Here is a 21,639-nt window from a genome sequence, read left to right on the forward strand (position 1 = left end):
ATGACGACCACCACCCACCGGGCGACGACCCGGAGTTCCGTCCTGCGCCACCTCCGCCCGGGGCCTCGCGCGGCCGCCGTCCTGGTCGTGTCCGTCGCCGCCACGACGGTGCTGCCGCTGCTCGCGCCTCCCCTCACCGCCCACTTCGTCGACGACGCGATCGGCGGGGCGAGCACCCGTCATCTCGTGCTGATCGCCGCGGGCTATCTCACGCTCGCCGTCGCCGGGCAGGTCGCCCGGATGCTCACCGCCTGGCTGGCGACCGGGCTCGCCTGGGACGGCACGAACCGCCTGCGGGAGACGCTCGCCGGGCACGCCCTCGGCCTCGACATGGCCTACCACGGCAGGCACACGCCAGGCGAGATGATCGAGCGGGTCGACGGGGACGTGGTCGCCGTCGCCGAGTTCGTGGTCGCCTTCCTGCTGGACGTCGTCGCCGGAGTCCTGCTGCTCGCCGGCGTGCTCGTCATCGTCTTCGCCGTCGACCCGCGCATCGGCGGCTTCCTGCTGGTCTACTGCGTGCTGGCCGGCTACGCCATGGCCCGGGCGCAGCGGCTGGCCGTACCGTCTGCAGCCGGTGCGCGCGCGGAGGGCGCGGCCTTCTTCGGCGGCCTCGAGGAACGGCTGGCCGGTGCGGAGGACATCCGGGCCAACGGCGCGGGCGAGCACGCCGTCCACCGCCTCTACCAGGCCGGCTCCGCCTGGTACTGGGCGAACCATCGGAGCGGCCGGATCGGGGTCGGACTCCTCGCGGGCACATGGGTGGCGTTCGCGGCCGGTACGGCCGTCGCGCTCGGCCTCGCCGCGTGGGGCCAGCGGTCGGGGGCGATCACGGTCGGCACCGCCGTGCTGCTCTTCCAGTACACGCTGATGGTCCGGGCGCCGTTCGAGCGGCTGATCGACCAGCTCAGGCAGTATCAGGCGGCCCTGGCCGGCATCACGCGCATCGGCGACCTGCTCGCCGTGCGGCGCACGCTGCCCGCGCCCGCCGATCCCCGGCCGTTGCCGGCCACCGGGCCGCTTGAACTGTCCGTCGAAGGCGTGGGCTTCGCCTACCCCGACGACGGCGAACAGGTGCTGTCGGACGTCACCCTCAGCCTGGCGCCGGGTGAGACGCTCGGCCTGGTGGGCCGTACCGGCAGCGGCAAGACCAGCATCGCGCGACTGGTGTTGCGGCTCTACGACCCGACCGAGGGCGCCGTCCGGGTCGGCGGGGTCGACCTGCGCGACGCCGACCCGGGAGCGGTCCGCCGGCGGATATGCGCCGTCACTCAAGACGTGCAGATCTTCGCGGCCGGCGTCCGGGACAACCTGACGCTCTTCCGGCCGCCGCCCGCCGATCGCGTGCTGCGGGACGTCCTCGTCGACGTCGGCCTGGGCGACTGGCTGGCGTCCCTGCCCGACGGACTCGACACCGTGCTCGGGGGCGCGTCGGGAAGCGGGGTGTCGGCCGGTGAGGCCCAGTTGCTCGCGCTCGCCCGAGCGTTCCTCGCCGACCCCGGGCTCGTCGTGATGGACGAGGCGTCCAGCCGGCTCGACCCGGCAACCGAGCGGCGGATCGAGCGGAGCGTCGACCGGCTGCTCACCGGCCGGACCGGCGTGATCATCGCGCACCGGCTCTCCTCCCTGTCCCGCGTGGACAAGATCGCCGTCATCGACGGCGGCAGGGTGGTGGAGTACGGCCGCCGCGAGGACCTCGTGGCGGACCCCACGAGCAGGTTCGCGCGCATGCTGGACCTGGCGGGGGTGAGCCGATGAGGCCCCTGTCACTGGTGGTCGCCCGCCTCGTGCGCAACGACCTGCGCCGCTACCTCGTGGGCGGCCTGCTGTGGCTGCCGGTCAGCGTCATCCCGCTTGGCAGCGGGCTGTTGCTGCAGCAGATCTTCGACCGGATCGGCGGGGACCGCGTGGCGGGTCCGGACCAGATCCTCTGGCTGTGCGCGGCGTTCGTGGGCGTCGAGGTCGCCCGCAGTCTGATCATGTACGTCGCGAACCTGTACGGAGGCTACTGGTGGGACGCGATGGCGACCCTCTTGCGGGCCAACGTCCTCCGCTCGCTCCTGACCGCGCCAGGGCCCGCCGCGGGGAGGCAGCCGCACTCGCCGGGCGAATCGGTCGCCCGCCTCCGGGACGACGTGAGCGACCTGGTCGAACTCGTCGACGAAAGCGTTCCGCTCGCCGGGACGTTCCTCTTCAGCGGCGCCGCACTGGCGATCATGGCGACCGTCGACCCCGTCATCACCCTGGTGCTGATCGTGCCCATGATCGTGGCCGGCCTGCTCAGCCGGCTGATGAGCGCGGTGGTGCGGCGGCTGCACAGCCGTGCCCGGGGGCTCGGCGCGGCCGTCACGGCGTTCATCGGCGAGACCTTCGGCGGCGTGCTGGCGATCAAGACCACGGGCGCCGAGGACGCGGTGCTCGAGCGCCTGCGCGCGCACAACAGGAGCAGACGGGACGCGGCCGTGAAGGACCGGCTCGCGGCCGACCTGCTCGAAACCTCGACGAGCGCGACCGTCGAGATCAGCATCGGCCTCGTCCTGCTGCTCGCGGCGCCCGCGATGCGCCGCGGCGACTTCACGGTCGGCGATCTCGCGCTGTTCACCAGCTACGTCGGCTGGCTCACCGCGCTGCCGCGCATCGTCGGCCGGGTGCTCTTCCGGCTGCCCCAGGCCGCGGTCTCGACCGAGCGGCTCACGCGGCTGATGGCGCCGCACGAGGACGCCGACCACCTGTCGAGGAACAGCGGCGTCTGGTTCCACCGGGAACCGCCCCGCCCGCCGGGGTCCGTGCCGGCCCACGACGACCCACTCGAGGTCCTCGAGGCGCGCGGGCTGACCGTGCGCCACGACGAGAGCGGCCGCGGTGTGCACGGGATCGACCTGGTGATCCGCCGGGGATCTTTCACCGTCGTCACCGGAGCCGTCGGATCGGGCAAGACGACTCTGGTGCGGGCCCTGCTCGGCCTGGCGCGGGCCGACGCGGGCACCGTCCTCTGGAACGGCCGGCCCGTCGCCGACCCGGGGACGTTCCTGGTGCCGGGCCGCGCGGCGTACGCGAGCCAGGTGCCGCGGCTGCTCTCGGAATCGCTCAGGGAGAACCTGCTCCTCGGCCGGTCCGGAGACGACGCCGACCTCGCCCGAGCGCTGGAGTCCGCGGCCTTCGAGGAGGACCTGGCCGAGATGCCCGACGGCCTGGACACGGTCGTCGGCCCCCGCGGCGTCCGGTTGTCCGGAGGCCAGGCACAGCGGGCGACCGCCGCGCGGGCGCTGGTCCGGATGCCCGACCTGCTGGTCGTCGACGACCTGTCGTCCGCTCTCGACGTGGAGACGGAGAAGCTGCTGTGGGACCGGATCGCCGGGGCCGCCCGCGACGGGCGCGGCCCCGCGACGCTGCTGGTGGTGTCGCACCGGCAGGCGGCGCTCGAGCGGGCCGACCAGGTCGTCGTGCTCGATCGCGGCAGGGTCGCCGGGCGCGGCACTCTCGGCGACGTCCTTGAGACCTGCCCGGAGATGCGGCGGCTGTGGCACGAGGAGCGCGTCGTCGAAGCCGAAGAGAGCCCGGTGCCGCCCGGCGGCTGAGACACCCGCCGGTTCCCACGGCGGAGCGCGGCCGCGCCACGGCGGTCGTGCTCCCGTCCGCGCCGCCCCGCCGCCTGACCTGGCCGGACGTGTTGGCATGCTGGTCGCCACACTTTCATGGCGGCATCTCCGTCCTGTGCCGGGCGACTCCCACGATGAGCGTGAAAGCGGATCCGGGGATCGGGCTATACACACTGACCGCTTTTCACCCGTGGAGAGGCAACCGATGACAGGGAGGCTTTCGTGACCGCCCCACCCTGGCCGGACGTGTCCACCGAGATCCGGCTTTCCCACGACGAACCCGAACGGTTCGCCGCGGTGTTCGACGCGCACTTCAGCGAGATCCATCGATATGTGGCGAGCAGGCTCGGGCCGAGCGCCGCGGAGGACGTCGTCGCCGACACCTTTCTGACCGCGTTCCGCAACCGGTCGCGCTACGACGTGAGCCGGGGCGGCGTCCGCCCGTGGTTGTACGGCATCGCGACCAACCTGATCAGCCGGCAGCGGCGGGTGGAGGTGCGCGCGCTGCGAGCCATGGGCAGGCAGGGGCCGGAGCCCCACGCGGAAGGCCCGGAGAACCGGGTCGTCTCCGACGTCACGGCGCGGGGACTGAAGCCGGCGCTGGCCGCGGCGATCGCCTCGCTGAACGACGGTGATCGGGACGTGCTCCTGCTGGTGGCCCTGGCCGAGCTGACCCACGAGGAGGTCGCCGCGTCGCTCGGGATTCCGTACGGGACCGTCGGATCCCGGCTCAACCGCGCCAGGAAGAAGGTGCGCGCGGTCCTCGGCGACACCAACCCCATGAACGACCTCACGGACTTTTCGCGAAAGAAGAACCAGCATGGATGACCTGAAGATGGTGCGTGACGTGTACGGGGAGATCGCGCCCGACCCGCAGCTGGAGACCCGGATCCGGGCCAGGCTCGCCCACGAGGGCGGCCGTCCGTCGTCCCGGCGCGGATTCTCCCGCGGTCGCATGGGCGTCAGCGTCGGGCTGCTCGCCGCGGCCGCCGCAGCCGCGGTCGCCGTCGCGGCTGTCGGCATAGGCGGCGGCATCGGCGGCGGCGGTTCGGGCACGTCCCCCGTCGCGGGCGCCCCGAATACGGAGCTGTCGGCCAAGTCGATCCTGCTGGCCGCGGCGGACCAGGCGGCGAACGAGCCGACCGGCAGGTTCTGGCGGCTACACATGATCAGCGGCTCCTCCGGCAGGGTGGAGGGCGCGACGCCGTACACGGTCTTCAGCCCGAACGAGTTCGACGGCTGGCGTTCGCCGTCCGCACAGGAGACCGACTTCACCTTCCAGCGCGAGCTGGCCGCCTACCCGCTGACGAACGCGGACAAGGCCGCGTGGAAGGCGGACGGCTCGCCGTCGTCCTTCAAGGTGCGCAACAACGAGGACTTCTACACCTACCGGGCGACCGACGGCGTGTGGACCACGCAGCGGATCACCCCTGAGCTCAAGAAGTCCGCCTCGGCGTCCTTCAAGCAGCTGTGCGCCCGGGCGGACGCCGCCGCCAAGTGCCCGCCGAGCGCCCAGTTGACCTGGGCAGAGAAGGAGAAGATCGCCTCAGACCCGGCGCGGTTCGATGAGTTGCTCTTCCCCCGGTCGGCCCAGGGGCCGGACGCGGCAGGCAAGCTCGCCCAGGGGTTCAACTTCCTCATCGAGCAGCCGGCCTCGCCTGAGATCCGGGCCAGGGCGTTCCGCGTCCTCGCCGGGCTGCCCGGGGTCCGCAGCGTGGGCACGGTGAAGTCGCTGGACGGCCGCACCGGCGTCGGGATCGCCGCCGAGGGCAAGCTGGTCGAAGGCGGCGTCGCCACGTTCGAATACCAGATCATCCTCGACCCGAAGACCAGCAAGGTGATCGGGAACAAGATGACCATCGTGGACGGGACCTACCGCGGCCTCGGCCCGGGGACGGTCCTGACCGAGCAGAGCGTCATGCAGGCGGGCTGGACCGCCGACACGCCGCACCACGGCTGAACGGCAGCCTTCTGAGACCGGAGGCCGGAGTGACTCGCCCACTCCGGCCTCCGCTGTGTTCCCTGCGATCCGCCGATTCGGCGAAGCCCGGCCGGAGAGGACGATGCGGGGGCACGCCCTGAGGCCGGCGGCGAAGGACCGGCGCGGGAACCCGACGCCGGGTCGCGGAGTAGAAGCAGGGAGGAGGCATCATGCGCACATTTATCAGCCCGGTGGCGATCGCGGCCGTTCTCGCGACGGCCGCCTGCACGTCCGGCTCCGCCGGCGGTACGGCCACGGCGGACGGGACGGCACCCGCCACGCCCGCCGTCGCGAGCGGCGTTCCGTCCACCCCGCCGCCTTCGCTCCCGCCGACCGCGGAGCCGGCGACCGGTCGGTGCGGCACGCCGGTCACGGACACGGGGGCGGGCATGCCGGACCTGCGGGGGACGTCCCCGGACGCCGAGTTGTGGGCGTTGCCGTTCGCGGCCATGCCGTTCAAGCGGGGTGAGGAGGTGAAGATCGTCTGGCGGATGACCGGAAGCGGGCCGCTCGTGGTCGGAGCCACTCTTCCGGACGGCACGAAGGCCACGCTGGCGTGGGGACCGCAGCAACATTCCGGGTCGAACTGGAAGCGGCCGGGCGAAGAGTGGGGAACCGGCTTGGTCTTCCCCAAGAAGGGCTGCTGGAAGGTGCACCTGACGCGCACCGCCGGACAGGGAGACGTCTGGTTCGCCGTCAGGTGACCGTCGCGGCGGCGTCCGGTTCCGTGCCGATCTCCCATGAGCGTGCGGAAATAAGGTGGAGCCCCTGAGCCTTTCGGGAGGACACCACATGATCGACATCGGCCGCCTCACCCCGGCGGACCGCGATGGCTGGCAGACGCTGTTCCGCGGCTACAACACCTTCTACGAGCGGACGCTCCCCGCCGAGATGTACGACCGGGCCTGGAACGCCTTCCAGGAGGACACCCGGATGCACGCCTTCTGCGCGAAGATCGACGGCGGGCTGGTGGGGATCACGCACTTCCTCGTGCACGCCAGCACCACGGCGGAGGACGTGTGCTACCTGCAGGACCTGTTCACCGCGCCGGAGGCCCGGGGTAAGGGGGTGGCGCGCGCCCTCATCGGCGCGGTGACCGGATGGGCGCGGGAGCGGGGCTGCAGCCGGGTGTACTGGTCCACCCAGGCGACCAACGCCACCGCCCGCAGGTTGTACGACCAGGTCGCCGTCAACCGGGGTTTCATCCTCTACCAGATCAGCCTGTAGCGGGCCGGACGCGCGGAAGGGTGCCGCCGGAGTGGCGGCACCCTTCTTCCACGCGGGATGAAACGACTACTTGGCGCTGTCGTCGAGCGCGACGAGCGCGGCGGCGTACCGGAAAATCTGGCTGCGGCCGAGGTCGCCGATCGTGACGATGCCGAGCGTGCGGGCCAGCGCCTCGGCGCCGGCCTCGCCCACGCCGGCGAGGGCGGCGACGGGGGCGTCCACGAGCTTGTCGAGGGTGTACTCCTCGTACTCCCGGTCGAGCAGCTTGTCGAGGTTGGCAGAAACCGCCATGGATATCTCCAATGTTTACGATCTTTAAGGCCGCTTGTGTACGGCTTGATCGGAATCTTTGCAGATTCAACCCGTGCGGGTGATTCGTCCGCTCAAAGTCGTCAGGCACCCGGGGACGGGGCTACCGGCTCGGGAGCGATCGCGGCAGCCCGAACCACGGGAGCACGTCGTTGTCGAACCGGGTCATGGCGCTGATCCGGTCGCCGGAGAGGGTGAGCACGAACAGGCCGGTCCCGTGCCGGATGCCGGTTGGGGTGCGCAAATACGCTCCGAACGCCGGCTGGCCGTTGGCTCGCGTCGGCACGAGGTCGAACCTCCGGTTCGCGCCGAAGATGCCCGTGCAGAAGCGCGCCACGACGTCTCGGCCCTCGTATTCGAGGGGCATCGGCGGCATCGAAACGAAGACGTCGTCCGTCAGCATGGACACCAGCGCGCCGAGATCGGCGGACTCGTACGCGCTGACGAACCTCGCCACGACTGCGTCCTCGGCGGGCGAGCCGGACGCGGGGGGCGGTTCACGGTCGGGAGCCTGCAGCCGTCGCCGAAGGCCGGCGCGCGCCCGTTTGAGGGCGCTGTTGACCGACTCGACGCTCGAGTCGAGCATGCCGGCCACCTCGGCGGCGTGGAATCCGAGGACGTCGCGCAGGACGAGGACGGCGACCTGACGAGGCGGCAGGACCTGAAGCGCGGTCACGAACGCCAGAGAAACGGATTCGCTCTGCTCGAAACGGGCCTCCGGGCCGAGCGGCACGTGAATCGCGTCGGCAAGGAAGGCGTCGGGAATCGGCTCGAGCCACACGACCTGGCCGAGCCGGGTCGGTTCGGGCGGTTCGACCCCGGGCACGTCCCACTCCCTGGCCGGTCGCCGGCTGGCCGAGCGACGCGCGTTGAGGCACCGGTTGGTGGCGATCCGATAGAGCCAGGTGCGGATCGAGGCGCGCCCCTGGAACCCGCCGAAGCCCTGCCAGGCGGCCAGCAGCACGTCCTGCAGGACGTCCTCGGCATCGTGAAAGGAGCCGAGCATCCTGTAGCAGTGCACCTGCAACTCCCGGCGGTGCGGCTCGGTCAGTTCCCGGAACGCGTCGCCGTCCCCGGCCTGTGCTCTTGAGATCAGGTCGGCTGTCACTGCTCCCACCTTCGCGTCACCTTCTTCGCAGATCCTGTCGTACGTCCGTCTGTGTACGGACACCGGTCAAGGGGGCGAACTGGGCGGTCGGCGGACGCCCATTTCCCCGGCCTGGCGGTGTCTGCATCGTCGGCGGATCCGGGTTCGGGCCGCCGCTCGACACTCGCGGGGTGGGCGGTTGCGACCACCCGGAGCATAGGAAGGAATCAGAGATGTCGCTGAAGGACAAGGTCGCGGTGGTCTACGGAGCCGGAGGCTCGATCGGCGGGGCCGTCGCACGCGCCTTCGCGTCCGAAGGGGCGAAGGTCTTCCTCACCGGACACTCCCTGGCATCCGTCGAGATCGTCGCCAAGGACATCGTCTCCGCCGGCGGATCGGCCGAGGCTGCGGAGGTCGACGCACTCGACGAGCAGGCCGTGGACGGGCACCTGCGGTCCGTGGTCGATCAGGCGGGCCGCGTCGACGTCTCGTTCAACGCCATCGGGATCCCGGACACGGGGATTGTGGGCGTCCCGCTGGCCGACCTGGACGTCGAGCGGTTCTCCCTGCCGATCGCGGCCTACACGACGTCGTACTTCCTGACCGCACGCCTGGCCGCGCGGCGCATGATCCCGAACAACTCGGGGTGATCATAACCGTCAGCGCGCTCCCCGCACGAATGGGCTCGCGCCTGAACGGGGGCTACGGGCCGGCGCAGGCCGCCAAGGAGGCGCTCACCCGGGACCTGTCCGCTGAGCTCGCTCCGCACGGCATCCGCGTGGTCTGCCTGCGACCACACGGCATCCCCGAGACGAGCACCATGAAGGAGGTCTTCGACACCAAGGCGGTGGCGGGCATGACCTGGGAACAGTTCGCCGGATACCTCGCCGGCACGACCCACCCGCGACGCGTCCAGACGCTCGCGGAGGTGGCGAACACGGCGGTCTTCATGGCGTCCGACAAGGCGAGCGGGATGACGGGAACGACCGTCAACCTGACCATGGGCAGCCTGGACGACTAGTCTGCTGAGTCTGGAATTCGGTTCAGACATCCGGCGAGGCGTTCAAGGATCTCGTCCGCGGTCTTGGTCCATACGTAGGGCTCGGGGTCGCTGTTCCAGGTGGCGATCCAGTTACGGATGTCGGCCTCGAGGGCCTGGATGGACTTGTGGACGCCTCGCCGTATCCGCTTGTTGGTCAGACGGCTTCAGCTATGTCGTCGGGCTGGTCAGAGCATTGGCCAGGACCGCTGCGAACTCGACGGGCCGGGACCAGTAGCCGGTGTGGTCACCGGGGAAGTCGACAATGCGTTTTCCCCATCGGTCGGCCAGGGTGGTGCTGGGGCGATAAGGAAAGTGTTGTCGCGAGTCGCGGCCGCCGGCCATCATGATCCGCGCCTGCTGAGCGTCCAGCGCCTTGAGGTCAGGGCGATAGCCGGGCGCCTGCCGTACCTCATGACGAAGGAAGAAGTCCAGATTGCTCGAGAGTCGGTTGATCAGCTCGGGGTCGACACCGGTCGGCCGCTCAAGCGCGTCCGCGCCGATGCCGGTCATGAACACCTGCATGGCCCGGCCGGCACCTTCACGCCGGTACGTCTCGTAGACCTCTTCGAAGAACGCTCGCCACTCCGACGCGTCCGGCAGCACTTCTGCCAGGGGCGGTTCGTGAGCGATGAGCCTGGTGACCAGGTCAGGGCTCTGGCTCGTAAGCGCGAGTCCTACGACCGCGCCCGCACTGCTGCCGAAAACGTGGGAAGGTCCGGCGGCGACGGTCTTGAGCAGGCAACGCGCGTCGCCTACGTGCGTCTCGCTCCACCCTGCTTCCAGGGGCCCGTCGAGCGTGCTGCGTGAGAACCCACGTCGGTCGTAGGTGATCACGGTGAACCGGTCGGCGAGCAGGTCCGCAATGGCGTCGAAGAGGCCGGCGTCGCCGTTGCTTCCCGGGATCAGCAGGAGCGTGGGCCCCCTGCCGCGGAGCTCGTAGTAGAGGCGGCCGCCGGGCACGTGCAAGGCGTGAGTCTGTTTGACAGGCATGACGCGGCCCTCCCGGTAGCTTACTTGCCGTCAGGTAAGTACTCTACTTGCCTGCCGTCAAGTAAGCAGGGGTCGCTTCGTTGAAGCGACCTGTATCGCGCTACACGGAGGGCACACCCGACCTATGAAACAGGCCCTGGCTGTACGTGGCCGGCGTCAGCGCGCGGAGTGACGCAGCGCCGCGGCGTAGCGGTCGGCGAACGCTCGTTGGGCCATCGCGGTGACCGGCCCGGCGAGACGCGTGTACCAGCGCCCTGGCCGGGTGAACGCGCTGATGGTGAAGGAGAGCGAGCCGTCGTCCGCCACGTCGAGCAGGAACGACTCCTCTCCGCTCTCCGGGTGGCCGGGCAGCGTGCCGTAGGCGAAACCGGCCCGGCGGTCCTCGTCGACCACCCAGACGACCCTGCACGGGGCCTTCAGCGCGAGGGGACCGGGACCGAGCCTGCTGACCACGACGACGCCGGGCGCGGCCCGCGGCGCCGTGGCCAGCGGGCGCAACCCCAGCGCGGAGTGCATCCGCCAGGTGAGCAGCGCCTCGGCCGCGTCACGGAAACGGACGGCCGCACCCAGGTCGTAGCGCCGGCGAAGATGGCGATATCCGTCGGGCAGGTCCGCTGATCCGGTGGCCCCGGCCTCCTCGTAGGTCAGTTCGGCGTCGGTGTAGCGCTGCGGATCCATCGCGCTCCTTCCTGGACGACATGGCACACAAGCTCACACGGGTTCACAGAGGCCGGGGCCGGAGTCTGCGCCAGGCGGCGACGCCGCACAGGGCGAACCCGGCGGCGTTGCACACGCCGTGAGTGGCGGCCATCCACTCCACCGACGGATGCGGCACCCCGGTCGCCTCACCGAACGCCCAGCTCAACGCGAGGAGCATCGTCGCGACCAGGACGGCGGCCGAGACCCCGAGCAGTCGCCGTGTGAGCCGGTCCGACACCTCACGGCGCACCTCGGTCCAGGTCAGCCACCCGACCAGCCACATCCCCGCGGTGAGGACGACCGCACCCGCGAGTTCCGCCCAGTCGTCCACGAAGTAACCGGCGAGCACGAGAGCCGTACCGGAAGGTACGGCCAGGGCCGCCGCGGTGGCCGACCTCCGCCCTCCGGCCGCGCGGCACACGAGCCCGGCGACCAGCGCCGCCGCGAAACCGGCGAAGTGGAAGTGCGCCACCGTGAGGGCGAGGAGTGACGGTTTGAAGCCGAGCAGCGCGTGCCCGGCGCGCTCCCAGACGAGTGAGATCCCCGCGACGGCCGGGGACGCCATCGCGGTGAGCACCGCCACCTCCTGAGGGGCGAGGGAGCGGACTCGCCACGCGCGTATGACGGCGTGCGCGGCGAGGACTCCGGTGGCGACCGCGTAGGGCGTGGCGAGTCCCGCGGCGACCACGCCCCGCCCGATCCAGAGGGAGGCCGCCCCCGGCAGCGCTCCGGCGATCCACAGCACGCGGACATGGCGGGGAGTCTCGATCAGGGCGAGGCCGGCGGGCACCACCACCAGCATGCCGAGCATGATGATCACGTTGACGAGGGGGGTCATGGCGCCTCTTCTTGAACGTGTTCAAAGTCAAGCGGTGAGCACACCGTACCAAGCCGTGAACCGTCTGCGAAGGCAGGGATCGCCTTCTGTTCTCACCGGTCGACGACGTTGCGCAGGGGAGCGCCCTCGAGCAGGGCGCGCACGTTCTCCGCGATCAGCGTGTCGGCGCCCAGCGGCCGTCCACCGGCGGCGTGCGGACTGATGATCACATCGGTTTCCTCCCAGAGCGGCGAGCCGGCGGGAAGCGGCTCGTCCTCGAACACGTCGAGCGCGGCGCCGCCGAGCCGTCCGGCGCGGATGGCGCCGAGCAGCGCGGAGGCGTCCACGGTGGAGCCGCGTCCGACGTTCACCACCCACGCGTGTGCCGGAAGGAGAGCGATCCGTGCGGTGTCGAGTGCGTGACGGGTCGCGTCGACGGACGGCAGGATCATGATCAGGAGGTCGGTGGCGGGGAGTTCGCCGGGCAGTTCCTCCACGCTGATCACCCGGTGACCCCCGCGTTCGCCCGCCGTGCGCGCGACGCCGGTGACATGGGCGCCTAGAGCCGTCAGCAGCGGTGCGAGCGTGCCCGCGATCGAGCCGAAGCCCCAGATCAGCACGCGTGCGTCGCGAAGTGTGCGAAAGTCCCCGCTCGTGGTGATCGGCTGGATGCCGCCCAGTTCACCCGCCCAGCGACGGCCGATCTGCGCGCGCGTCAACCGGTGCAGCCTGCGTGCCGCGGCCAGCACGAGGGCCAGCGTGTGCTCCGCCACGGGCCCGTCGTGCAGGGAGCGTCCGGAGGTGATGACGACATCCGGAGCGAACCCGGCGGCCAGCACCTGATCGGGACCCGCGGCCAGGGTCTGCACCCAGCGGAGCGAGCCGAGCCGCCGCGCGGCGTCGCGGAGCATCTCCCCGGAGTTCCCCCACGCGACGAGAGCCCCGGCGTCCACGGCGTGCTCCGGCAGAGGCTGGTGCGGATCGTAGGACACGGCGGTGACGTCGGCGGGCAGCCGCGGATCCAGCGGGATGGTGGTCGGCAGCAGGATCTTCAGGCTCATCGTTCTCCTCGTCGGCAGTGGATGTCACCACTCGCTGATACGGCCGGGCGCCGCACGTTCCGATGGTTTCACCACGATGCCGGCGGACGCGGAACCGGGCTCTGCCCGGCCTCCTTGGTTCGATAGTTGCGATCGCGCTCAGCAAGTTTCGGAGACTTTTGACGCGTTCGGTTCTTGCTCGTACGACTGACGCGCGGAGCGATGCGGGGAACATAAGCACAGGTGAGAGGCATCAACGGCATGCCTCGCACCGATCGCCGCACTAGGGTGCGGTTGCTCGCGCATCTGACGACTGGTGGGGTTCCACGGTTCGGAGATCGCGAATGTTTCCGAAACTATTGACGGCCTCTGTTCGCAAGACCTAGCGTGGCAGCGATCGAGTTCGAGGCCTGAGCGGAAGGTCGCCGGCCGAGCGCCGGAGCCGGGGTTCGGCGGCCGAGGCGAGGGCGGTCGGGGACGGATGGGTCACATGAGAGCCGCGCTGCTGCACAACGTCGGAAGTCCTCTGAAAGTCGGGGAGCTGGAACTCGACGAGCCGCACGCGGGCGAGGTCCTCGTCAGAGTCGAGGCGGCCGGCGTCTGCCACAGCGACCAGCACTATCTCGCCGGAGACCTGCGGTGCCCACTCCCGGTCGTCCCCGGGCACGAGGGCGCCGGCGTGATCGAGGCCGTGGGGCCCGGCGTCACCCGGTTCGCGCCGGGCGACCGCGTCTGTCTCATGTGGCGGCCCCGCTGCGGGCGATGCCGCTACTGCCTGGTCGGACGGCCCGCCCTGTGCGAGGCGGCCGGCATCCAGTCGAGTTCCGGCGGCCTGCTCGACGGGACCAGCCGCCTGAGCACCGGCGGCACGAAGGTCCACCACCTGCTGGGCGTCTCCTGCTTCGCGGAGCACTGCGTCGTCTCCGAGCATGCCGTGGTGCCCGTGCCCGACGGGGTTCCCGCCGAGATCGCGGCGATCGCCGGCTGCGCGGTCATCACCGGCGTGGGCGCCGTGCTCAACGCCGTCGGCCGCTGCGCCGGCGACGGCATCGTGATCTTCGGGGCGGGCGGCGTCGGGCTGTCGACCGTGCTCGGCGCGGTGCTGGCGGGCGCGGACCCGATCGTCGTCGTCGACGTCGTAGCGGAACGGCTCGAGATGGCTGAGCGGCTGGGCGCCACCCACACCGTGGACGCCTCCCGTGAGGACGCCGCCGACGCCCTGCGCGCGATCCGCCCCGGCGGCATGGAGTGGGCGATCGAGGCGGTCGGCCGCCCCGCCACGCTCGAGACGGCCCTCGACGTGCTGCGCCCGGGAGGCACGCTCGTGGCGGTCGGCCTCGGCGCGGTCGGCACCACGTTCGACGTTCCGATCAACCTGCTCGTGCAGCGGGAGAAGCGGGTGGTGGGCAGCCTGTACGGCTCGGCCAACCCGCTCGTGGACCTCCCGCGGCTGTTCGACCTCTACCTCGCCGGCCGGCTTCCGCTCGACGCGCTCGTCGGCAGGCGGTACCCGCTCGACCGCATCAACGAGGCCTTCGCCGACCTGACCAGCGGTTCGGTCGGCCGGGGCGTGGTTCTCCCATGGGAGTCGCAGTGACCATCGCGCACGACGCCGCAGAGGCGGATGAGCTTCGCTACGCCACCTATCCGAGCCTCCGCGGCCGGGTCGCCTTCGTCAGCGGCGGGTCGACCGGCCTCGGGTCGGAGTTCGTCTCCGCTCTCGCGGCCCAGGGCGTACGGGTCGGCTTCGCCGACATCGACGTCGCCGGGGCCGAGCGCCTGCTCGAACGGCTGAGCCGTACGGACTGCCCGGAGCCGGTGTTCGTCGAGGCCGACGTCAGGGACGTCGCCGAGGTGCGGGCGGCCGTCGAGGAGGTGACGGACAGGCTCGGGCCCGTCTCGATCCTCGTCAACAACGCGGCCAACGACGAGCGCCACGACAGTGCGACGGTCGACGAGGCCTACTGGGACAACGCGATCGCGGTCAACCTGAAGCACCACTTCTTCGCGATCCAGGCGGTCGTGCCCGGCATGCGCGCGCTCGGCGGCGGTTCGATCGTCAACCTGGGCTCGATCAGCGCGCACGCCGACTTCGTGGGACTGCCCGCCTACGTGACGTCCAAGGCCGGCATCGAGGGCCTGACCCGGACGCTGGCCAGGGAGTTCGGGCCGGACCGGATCCGCGTCAACTGCGTCATCCCGGGGTGGGTCTTCACGGAACGGCAGCTCGCGCAACTGGTCACGCCTGAGACGCTGGCGAAACTCGACCAGGTCCAGTCGTTGAAGGACAACATCATGCCGGCCGACGTCGCACGGATGGTGCTGTGGCTCGCGGCCGACGACAGCGCCATGTGCACAGGTCAGAAGTGGATCGTCGACGGAGGGTGGATGTGAACATGTCGGGCAGCGCGGACGGCAGCCTGCCGGAGCAGGGCGGCGGCCGCACCAGGCGGAGCGCGCACTGGTTCGGAGCCGAGGGCCGGGCGGGGATGTTGTACCGGTCCTGGATGCGCAACCAGGGGTTCGGGCCGGGGGTCTTCGACGGCCGCCCGGTCATCGGCATCGCGACCACCTGGTCCGAGCTCGCGCCCTGCAACTCGCACCTGCACCGGGTCGCCGAGGCGGTGAAACGCGGCGTCTGGCAGGCCGGCGGGTTCCCGCTGGAGTTCCCCGTGCTCGCGACCGGCGAGACGCTGATGCGCCCGACCGCGATGCTCTACCGCAACCTGCTCGCCATGGAGGCGGAGGAGCTGATCCGGGCCAACCCGCTCGACGGCGTGGTGCTGCTGTCCGGTTGCGACAAGACGACCCCCGGCCTGCTCATGGGCGCCGCAAGCGTCGACCTCCCGGCGATCATGGTGACCGGCGGGCCGATGCTCAACGGCAAGTTCAGAGGCCAGGACGTCGGCTCGGGCACCCATGTGTGGAAGTTCGAGGCGGAGATCATGGCCGGCCGGATGAGCGTGGAGGAGGGCTACGCCGCCGAGGGCTGCATGGCCCGGTCGAACGGCCACTGCATGACGATGGGCACCGCCTCGACCATGGCCTGCATGGCCGAGGCCCTCGGCATGCAGCTTCCCGGCTCGGCGACCTGGCCCGCCGTGGACATGCGCCGGATGGAGGTCGCGCAGCAGGCCGGACGGCGGATCGTGGACATGGTCGAGCAGGACCTGCGCCCGAGCGCGATCCTCACCCGGGAGGCCTTCGAGAACGCGATCAGGACCAACGCCGCCATCGGCGGGTCCACCAACGCGATCATCCACCTGACCGCCCTGGCCGGGCGGCTCGGCGTCGACCTGAAGCTCGACGACTTCGACGCGCTCGTCCGGGACGTGCCGACGATCGTCGACCTCATGCCGTCGGGCCGGTTCCTGATGGAGGACTTCTGCTACGCGGGCGGCCTGCCGGTCGTCATGCGCGAGCTCGACGAGGCGGGCCTGCTCCACCCGGACGCCGTCACCGTCACCGGCCGGGGCATCGGGGAGAACGTCGCGGACGCGGTCTGCTGGAACACCGAGGTGATCCGCCCGCTCGCCGAGCCGCTGCTGCCGTCCGGAACCGGGACCGCCATCCTGCGCGGCAACCTCTGTCCGAACGGCGCGGTGATCAAGCAGTCGGCCGCGTCGCCTTCGCTGATGCACCACGAGGGCAGGGCGCTGGTCTTCGACTCGCCCGAGGCCTACCACGCGGTGTGCGACGACGAAGACCTCGACGTCACCCCCGACGACGTGCTGGTCATCCGGGGCGCGGGCCCCAAGGGCTACCCGGGCATGCCCGAGGTGGCCAACGTGCCGCTGCCCGCCAAGCTGCTGCGCGACGGGGTGAGCGACATGGTGCGCATCAGCGACGGGCGCATGAGCGGCACCGGGTTCGGCACCGTGGTCCTGCACGTCTCACCCGAGGCCGCGGTCGGCGGCCCGCTCGCGCTGGTGCGCACCGGTGACCGCATCGAGCTCGACGTGCCGGGCAGGCGGTTGACCCTCCACGTCAGCGACGAGGAGCTCGACCGCAGGCGCGCGGAATGGCGGGCCCCCGACACGCAGGAGGAGGGCGGGTACCGCTGGCTCTACCGCAGGTACGTCCTGCAGGCGGACGAAGGAGTGGACTTCGAGTTCCTGCGTGGCAGCCGCGGAAGCGAGGTCCCGCGCGACTCGCACTGACAGCCAGGCGTCGCCGGGGAGAGGCCCGGCGACGTGCCCGCGGCCGGACCCATGTCCCTGCCGGCCGTCCCGTCCGTCGTCCGCCGCACCGGCGACCAGCGCCAAGGAGTCACCGTGAACATCGTCAGGTATCGGACGCGGGAGTCCGCGCGGCCCAGGATCGGCCTGCACGACGACGGCCATGTCGCCGAGATCGGGGGCGTGGACTCGCTCGCCGGGCTCTGGGCGTCGCCGCTCGCCGACCTGCGTGCCCGGCTCTCCGAAGGACCGCTCGGCGACCGGGTCCCTCTCGCGGACGTCGACCTCCTGGCACCGGTCGACGGCACGACCGAGGTGTGGGCGGCCGGCGTCACCTACGAGACGTCCCGCGAGGCCAGGGTCGAGGAGAGCGAACGGGCCGCGACGATCTACGAACTGGTCTACGACGCCGAGCGGCCGGAGCTGTTCTTCAAGTCGGTGCCCTGGCGGGTCGTCGGCCCCGGCGGGCGCCTGGCCGTACGCGCGGACTCCGTCGTCGACGTGCCCGAGCCCGAACTGGCGCTGGTGGTCAACCGCTTCGGGGAGACGGTCGGCTACACGGTGTGCAACGACATGTCCTCGCGCAGCATCGAAGGGGAGAACCCCCTCTACCTGCCCCAGGCCAAGATCTACTGGGGAGGGTGCGGCCTCGGCCCGTGGATCACTCCGGTCTGGGAGATCGAGGATCCGTACGACCTCACGATCGAGATGACGATCGGCAGGGACGGCGCGCCGGTGTGGAGCGGTGAGACGAGCACCGGGCGGCTGCACCGGCGGCTGGACGAGCTGGTGTCGTATCTGATGCGCGGCGACGTGCACCCCGACGGGGTGGTCCTGTCGACCGGGACCTGCCTCGTGCCGGAGGCGCCGTTCACGCTCGCGGACGGCGACACCGTCGAGATCGTCATCAGCGGCGTCGGCGTGCTCGGCAACACCGTGGTCCGCGGCATGCCACCCGGTGTGAACCCCGCGTACGGCCACGTCATCGAGGGACGGCAGTCATGATCGACAGCATCGATCCGCGTACGGGCCGGGTCGCCGAGCGTATCGACGCCGCCACGACGCGGGCGGACCTCGACGACCTGTGCGCTCGGGCCGAGACGGCCGCACGGGAGCTCACGGCGCTCGGGCGCGCGGGGCGGGCGCGGCTGCTGCGGTCGATGGCTCGTGCGATCGAGGACGCCAGGGGCGATCTGGTCACGGTCGCCGACCGCGAGACGGCGCTCGGCGAGCAGCGGCTCAACGGCGAGCTGACCAGGACGTGCTACCAGCTCGACCTGTTCGCCGACGTGGCCGAGGACGGCGCCTACCTCGAGGCCACGATCGACCACGCGGGGGACACCCCGATGGGTCCCCGCCCCGACCTGCGCCGCATGCTGGTCCCGCTCGGCCCGGTGGCGGTGTTCGGCGCGAGCAACTTCCCGTTCGCGTTCTCCGTGCCCGGCGGCGACACGGCGTCGGCGCTGGCCGCCGGATGCCCGGTCGTCGCCAAGGTGCACGAGGCGCATCCCGCGACGTCGGTGCGCGCCCACGCGGCACTCGCCGAAGGCGCCGCGGCCGCGGGCGTGACCCCCGACGTGGTCAACCTCGTCTTCGGCCGCGAGGCGGGCGTCGACCTGGTCGGGCACCCCGCCGTCCAGGCCGTCGGCTTCACCGGCTCGCTCGGCGCCGGGCGGGCGTTGTTCGACGTCGCCTCGTCCCGGCCGTCGCCGATCCCCTTCTACGGCGAGCTCGGCGCGCTCAACACGCTCGTCGTGTGCCCCGCCGCGGCGGCGGCCCGCGGCGAGGACATCGCGGCGGGGCTGGCGGCCTCCTTCACGCTCGGCGTGGGGCAGTTCTGCACGAAGCCCGGCGTGGTGCTGCTCCCCGCGGGCCCGGACGGCGAGGCGGTCCGCCGCTCGCTGGCCGAGCGGGTGGCCGCGATGCCCGCCGGGATCATGCTCAGCGAGCGCACGGCCGGTGCCTACCGGCACGGCACGGAGACGCTCCTCGGCATGGAGGGGGTCGAGGTGCTCGCCCGCGGGCACGAGGCCACGGGCGAGGGATGGGCGGGCGCCCCGCTGCTCCTGCGGGCGGACGCCGCCTCGATCACGGGGGCGCTGACCGAGGAGTGCTTCGGCCCGGTCCTGGTGGTCGTCGAGTACGACGACGAGGGGCGGCTGCTCGAACTGCTGCGGAAGTTCGGGCCCGCGCTCACCGGGACGATCCACGCCGACGAGGCGGACGCCGGGCTGTCGGCCCTCGTGCTCGCGCGGCTCGCGGGCACGGTGGGCCGCGTGGTGTGGAACGGGTTCCCCACCGGCGTCGCCGTGGCGTGGGGCATGCACCACGGCGGGCCGTACCCGGCGACCACCAGCGCCCTCCACACCAGCGTGGGCACCACGGCGATCCGCCGCTGGCTGCGCCCGATCAGCCTGCAGAACGTCCCACAGGAGCTGTTGCCGGACGAGCTGCGCGATGTCCCCGAGGGCGCCGCCGGACTGGTCCGCCGCGTCGACGGCGTCCTCACCCCGGTCAAGTAGCCGTTCGCGCCGGACGGCATGCTGGACACGCTGATTCCTCCGATAAGGGACATTGCTGCAATGACGACACAACCCCAGGCCCCCACCCCGCTCCGCTGGGCGATCATCGGCACCGGCGGGATCGCGAGCGCGTTCGCCGAGGACCTGCGGCTTTCCGACGCCGGCGAGGTGGTGGCGGTCGGTTCCCGTTCGGCCGAGCGGGGCGAGGCGTTCGCCGCCAAGACGGGCGCGGCGCGTTTCTCCGCCGACCTGGCCGAACTGCTGGACTCGGACGACATCGACGCCGTCTACGTAGCGGTGCCGCACAGCGGGCACCGCGACGCGGCCGTCGCCGCGATCGAGGCCGGCAAGGCCGTGCTGGTCGAGAAGCCGTTCACGATCAACCGCGCCGAGGCCGAGGAGCTCGTGAAGCTGGCCCGCGCGAAGGGCGTGTTCCTCATGGAGGCCATGTGGACGCGCTTCCTGCCCCACATGGTCCGCATCCGCGAACTGCTCGCCCAGGGGCGGCTCGGCGACCTCCGGCAGGTCAACGCAGCGCTCGGCGTCTGGTTCGAGAAGGACCCGGCGCACCGGATGTTCGACCCGCACCTGGGCGGCGGCGCCCTGCTCGACCTCGGGGTCTACCCGGTGTCGTTCGCGTCCATGGTGCTCGGCGAGCCGACGACCGTGCTCGGGGCGGCCCAGTTCGGTGACACCGGCGTGGACGCGCAGACCACGGTGGTGCTCCAGTACGGGCAGGGCCGGCAGTCGGTGCTCGCCACCTCGATGGAGGCGTGGCTGCCGAACCGGGCCTCGATCTCGGGGACGGACGCCCGCATCGAGGTGGACCACATGTTCTTCACACCGAAGTCGTTCACCCTGACCACGCTGACCGGGGCGGTGGAGCGGTACGACTTCCCCGTGGAGGGCAGCGGTCTGCGCTTCCAGGCGGAGGAGGTCGCGCGGTGCGTCCGGGCCGGCCTGCTGGAGAGCCCCGTGATGCCGCTCGACGAGACCTGCCAGATCATGGGCACGATGGACCAGGTGCGCGCCCAGATCGGCCTGCGGTACCCGAGCGAGTGACCTCGGCGGCCGGTCGTCGTCCGGCTTGTTATCGAGTGCGCGTTTTGTGAGAGACTGCGCAGTCGATTTCGGCGGGGCGGGCCAGGGCCCGGGTGTGGAACCGCGGTCCGGCCGCCCCGCCAGGCAGAGGGGTACATGAAACTCGGTTTGCACTACTGGAACTTCTCGACCCCGGCGGAACCCGAGCTGATCGCGCCGACGCTGGCGCAGACGGCCCGCATCGCCGAGGACGCGGGGATGTCGTCGTTCACGCCGATGGACCACTACTTCCAGATGCGGTACCGCGGGGGAAGCGCGAACGAGCCGATGCTGGAGGGATACACGACGCTCGGGTACGTGGCCGCGCTGACCACGCGGATGACGCTCGGCCTGATGGTCACCGGGGTGATGTACCGGCATCCCGGCCTGCTGGCGAAGATCGTCACCACTCTCGACGTGCTGTCGGGCGGCCGCGCGCAGTTCGGCGTCGGCGCGTCCTGGTACGAGCGCGAGCAACGCGGGCTGGGGGTGCCCGTCGTCCCGATGGCCGAGCGGTTCGAGCGGCTGGAGGAGACGATCCAGGTCTGCCTTCAGATGTGGAGCGACGACGACGGCCCCTACCAGGGACGTCACTACCAGCTCGAGGAGACCCTGTGCGTGCCTGCTCCGCTGGGCCGGCCGCGCCCGCCGATCATGATCGGCGGCGGTGGGGAGAAGAAGACGCTGCGGCTGGTCGCCCGATACGGGGACGCCTGCAACCTGTTCGCCACCGGACCGGACGAGGTGGCGCACAAGCTGGGCGTGCTGCGGGCGCACTGCGACGCCGAGGGCCGCGACTACGACGCCATAGAGAAGACCGTGATGTTCTCCCGCCCGGTCCTCGAGCAGACCGACGTGTTCCTCGCCGAGGCTGAGGAGTACGCGAGGCTGGGGGTCGGCGAGATCCAGGTGCTGCCGGACCGGCACCCGGTCGAGTTCACCACGCAGGTCGCGGAGCGCGTGGTCCCGCGCGTCGCCGCGATCGGCTGAGAGCCGGGCCGCTCGCACCCTTTCCGGCGACCGGCTGAGAGCCGGGTCGCCCGCCGGCGCCGGCGGGCGACCCGATGC

19 protein-coding genes and 1 pseudogene are annotated in these 21,639 nt (G+C 71.4%); 14 read left to right on the top strand and 6 right to left on the bottom strand.

What is annotated here, in order from left to right; translation table 11 throughout:
- From Pka01_RS10895 to Pka01_RS10920, 6 genes are all read left to right on the top strand, one after another.
- Positions 1-1,758: an ABC transporter ATP-binding protein gene (locus tag Pka01_RS10895; protein WP_203882540.1), complete on the top strand. Its 1,758-nt coding sequence runs from the start codon at positions 1-3 to the stop codon at positions 1,756-1,758.
- Positions 1,755-3,578: an ABC transporter ATP-binding protein gene (locus Pka01_RS10900; protein WP_203882541.1), complete on the top strand. Its 1,824-nt coding sequence runs from the start codon at positions 1,755-1,757 to the stop codon at positions 3,576-3,578. Before Pka01_RS10895 ends, Pka01_RS10900 begins: the two co-directional genes overlap by 4 nt.
- Positions 3,579-3,821: 243 nt before the next feature.
- Positions 3,822-4,427, top strand: a complete 606-nt coding sequence (locus tag Pka01_RS10905; RefSeq protein ID WP_239114888.1) for an RNA polymerase sigma factor — start codon at positions 3,822-3,824, stop codon at positions 4,425-4,427.
- Complete coding sequence (locus Pka01_RS10910) at positions 4,420-5,559, top strand: CU044_5270 family protein (protein ID WP_203882542.1); 1,140 nt, start codon at positions 4,420-4,422, stop codon at positions 5,557-5,559. Before Pka01_RS10905 ends, Pka01_RS10910 begins: the two co-directional genes overlap by 8 nt.
- 191 nt (positions 5,560-5,750) lie before the next feature.
- Positions 5,751-6,284 carry a hypothetical protein gene (locus Pka01_RS10915; RefSeq protein ID WP_203882543.1) on the top strand — a complete coding sequence of 178 codons (534 nt, stop codon included), beginning with the start codon at positions 5,751-5,753 and terminating at the stop codon, positions 6,282-6,284.
- A gap of 88 nt (positions 6,285-6,372) precedes the next feature.
- Positions 6,373-6,807 carry a GNAT family N-acetyltransferase gene (locus Pka01_RS10920; protein WP_203882544.1) on the top strand — a complete coding sequence of 145 codons (435 nt, stop codon included), beginning with the start codon at positions 6,373-6,375 and terminating at the stop codon, positions 6,805-6,807.
- Between the two features lie 66 nt (positions 6,808-6,873).
- Here Pka01_RS10920 and Pka01_RS10925 read toward each other — a convergent pair whose 3' ends face one another.
- Both Pka01_RS10925 and Pka01_RS10930 read right to left on the bottom strand, forming a co-directional pair.
- Positions 6,874-7,098 carry a hypothetical protein gene (locus tag Pka01_RS10925; protein ID WP_203882545.1) on the bottom strand — a complete coding sequence of 75 codons (225 nt, stop codon included), beginning with the start codon at positions 7,096-7,098 and terminating at the stop codon, positions 6,874-6,876.
- 121 nt (positions 7,099-7,219) lie between these two features.
- Positions 7,220-8,233, bottom strand: coding sequence for a sigma-70 family RNA polymerase sigma factor (locus Pka01_RS10930; RefSeq protein ID WP_239114889.1), 1,014 nt, complete (start codon positions 8,231-8,233; stop codon positions 7,220-7,222).
- Between the two features lie 203 nt (positions 8,234-8,436).
- Between Pka01_RS10930 and Pka01_RS40715 the strand changes: the two are divergent.
- Positions 8,437-9,140: pseudogene (locus Pka01_RS40715) on the top strand (SDR family NAD(P)-dependent oxidoreductase); the annotation flags it as partial.
- A 273-nt stretch (positions 9,141-9,413) separates the two neighbouring features.
- On the opposite strand, the gene Pka01_RS10945 reads toward Pka01_RS40715, so the two are convergent.
- The 4 genes from Pka01_RS10945 to Pka01_RS10960 form a co-directional block, all read right to left on the bottom strand.
- Positions 9,414-10,235: an alpha/beta fold hydrolase gene (locus Pka01_RS10945; RefSeq protein ID WP_203882548.1), complete on the bottom strand. Its 822-nt coding sequence runs from the start codon at positions 10,233-10,235 to the stop codon at positions 9,414-9,416.
- Positions 10,236-10,391: 156 nt separating this feature from the next.
- Positions 10,392-10,913 (bottom strand): DUF1990 domain-containing protein, encoded by a 522-nt coding sequence (locus tag Pka01_RS10950; protein ID WP_203882549.1) that lies wholly within the window; start codon positions 10,911-10,913, stop codon positions 10,392-10,394.
- A gap of 43 nt (positions 10,914-10,956) precedes the next feature.
- Entirely contained in the window at positions 10,957-11,772 is an 816-nt protein-coding gene (locus Pka01_RS10955) for a YndJ family protein (RefSeq protein WP_203882550.1), read from the bottom strand.
- A gap of 92 nt (positions 11,773-11,864) precedes the next feature.
- A complete protein-coding gene (locus Pka01_RS10960; protein WP_203882551.1) occupies positions 11,865-12,812 on the bottom strand; it encodes a phosphoglycerate dehydrogenase in 948 nt (315 codons plus the stop codon).
- A 469-nt stretch (positions 12,813-13,281) separates the two neighbouring features.
- Here Pka01_RS10960 and Pka01_RS10965 point away from each other — a divergent pair, with 469 nt between their 5' ends.
- The 7 genes from Pka01_RS10965 to Pka01_RS10995 all read left to right on the top strand — a co-directional run bounded on the left by Pka01_RS10965 (position 13,282) and on the right by Pka01_RS10995 (position 21,561).
- Positions 13,282-14,388, top strand: a complete 1,107-nt coding sequence (locus Pka01_RS10965; protein WP_203882552.1) for an alcohol dehydrogenase catalytic domain-containing protein — start codon at positions 13,282-13,284, stop codon at positions 14,386-14,388.
- The gene (locus Pka01_RS10970; protein ID WP_203882553.1) at positions 14,385-15,185 is read left to right on the top strand and encodes an SDR family NAD(P)-dependent oxidoreductase; all 801 of its coding nucleotides are present in this window, start codon (positions 14,385-14,387) and stop codon (positions 15,183-15,185) included. The genes Pka01_RS10965 and Pka01_RS10970 overlap by 4 nt, the downstream gene beginning before the upstream one ends.
- A gap of 2 nt (positions 15,186-15,187) precedes the next feature.
- A complete protein-coding gene (locus Pka01_RS10975; protein ID WP_203882554.1) occupies positions 15,188-16,951 on the top strand; it encodes an IlvD/Edd family dehydratase in 1,764 nt (587 codons plus the stop codon).
- A gap of 114 nt (positions 16,952-17,065) precedes the next feature.
- On the top strand, positions 17,066-17,974 hold the full coding sequence (locus Pka01_RS10980; RefSeq protein WP_239114890.1) for a fumarylacetoacetate hydrolase family protein: 909 nt from the start codon (positions 17,066-17,068) through the stop codon (positions 17,972-17,974).
- The gene (locus Pka01_RS10985; protein WP_203882555.1) at positions 17,971-19,491 is read left to right on the top strand and encodes an aldehyde dehydrogenase (NADP(+)); all 1,521 of its coding nucleotides are present in this window, start codon (positions 17,971-17,973) and stop codon (positions 19,489-19,491) included. The genes Pka01_RS10980 and Pka01_RS10985 overlap by 4 nt, the downstream gene beginning before the upstream one ends.
- A gap of 60 nt (positions 19,492-19,551) precedes the next feature.
- Entirely contained in the window at positions 19,552-20,553 is a 1,002-nt protein-coding gene (locus Pka01_RS10990; protein WP_203882556.1) for a Gfo/Idh/MocA family protein, read from the top strand.
- A 135-nt stretch (positions 20,554-20,688) separates the two neighbouring features.
- The gene (locus Pka01_RS10995; protein WP_203882557.1) at positions 20,689-21,561 is read left to right on the top strand and encodes an LLM class F420-dependent oxidoreductase; all 873 of its coding nucleotides are present in this window, start codon (positions 20,689-20,691) and stop codon (positions 21,559-21,561) included.
- The last annotated feature ends 78 nt before the right edge of the window (positions 21,562-21,639 follow it).

The organism is Planotetraspora kaengkrachanensis (assembly GCF_016862895.1).
Taxonomy (GTDB): domain Bacteria; phylum Actinomycetota; class Actinomycetes; order Streptosporangiales; family Streptosporangiaceae; genus Planotetraspora; species Planotetraspora kaengkrachanensis.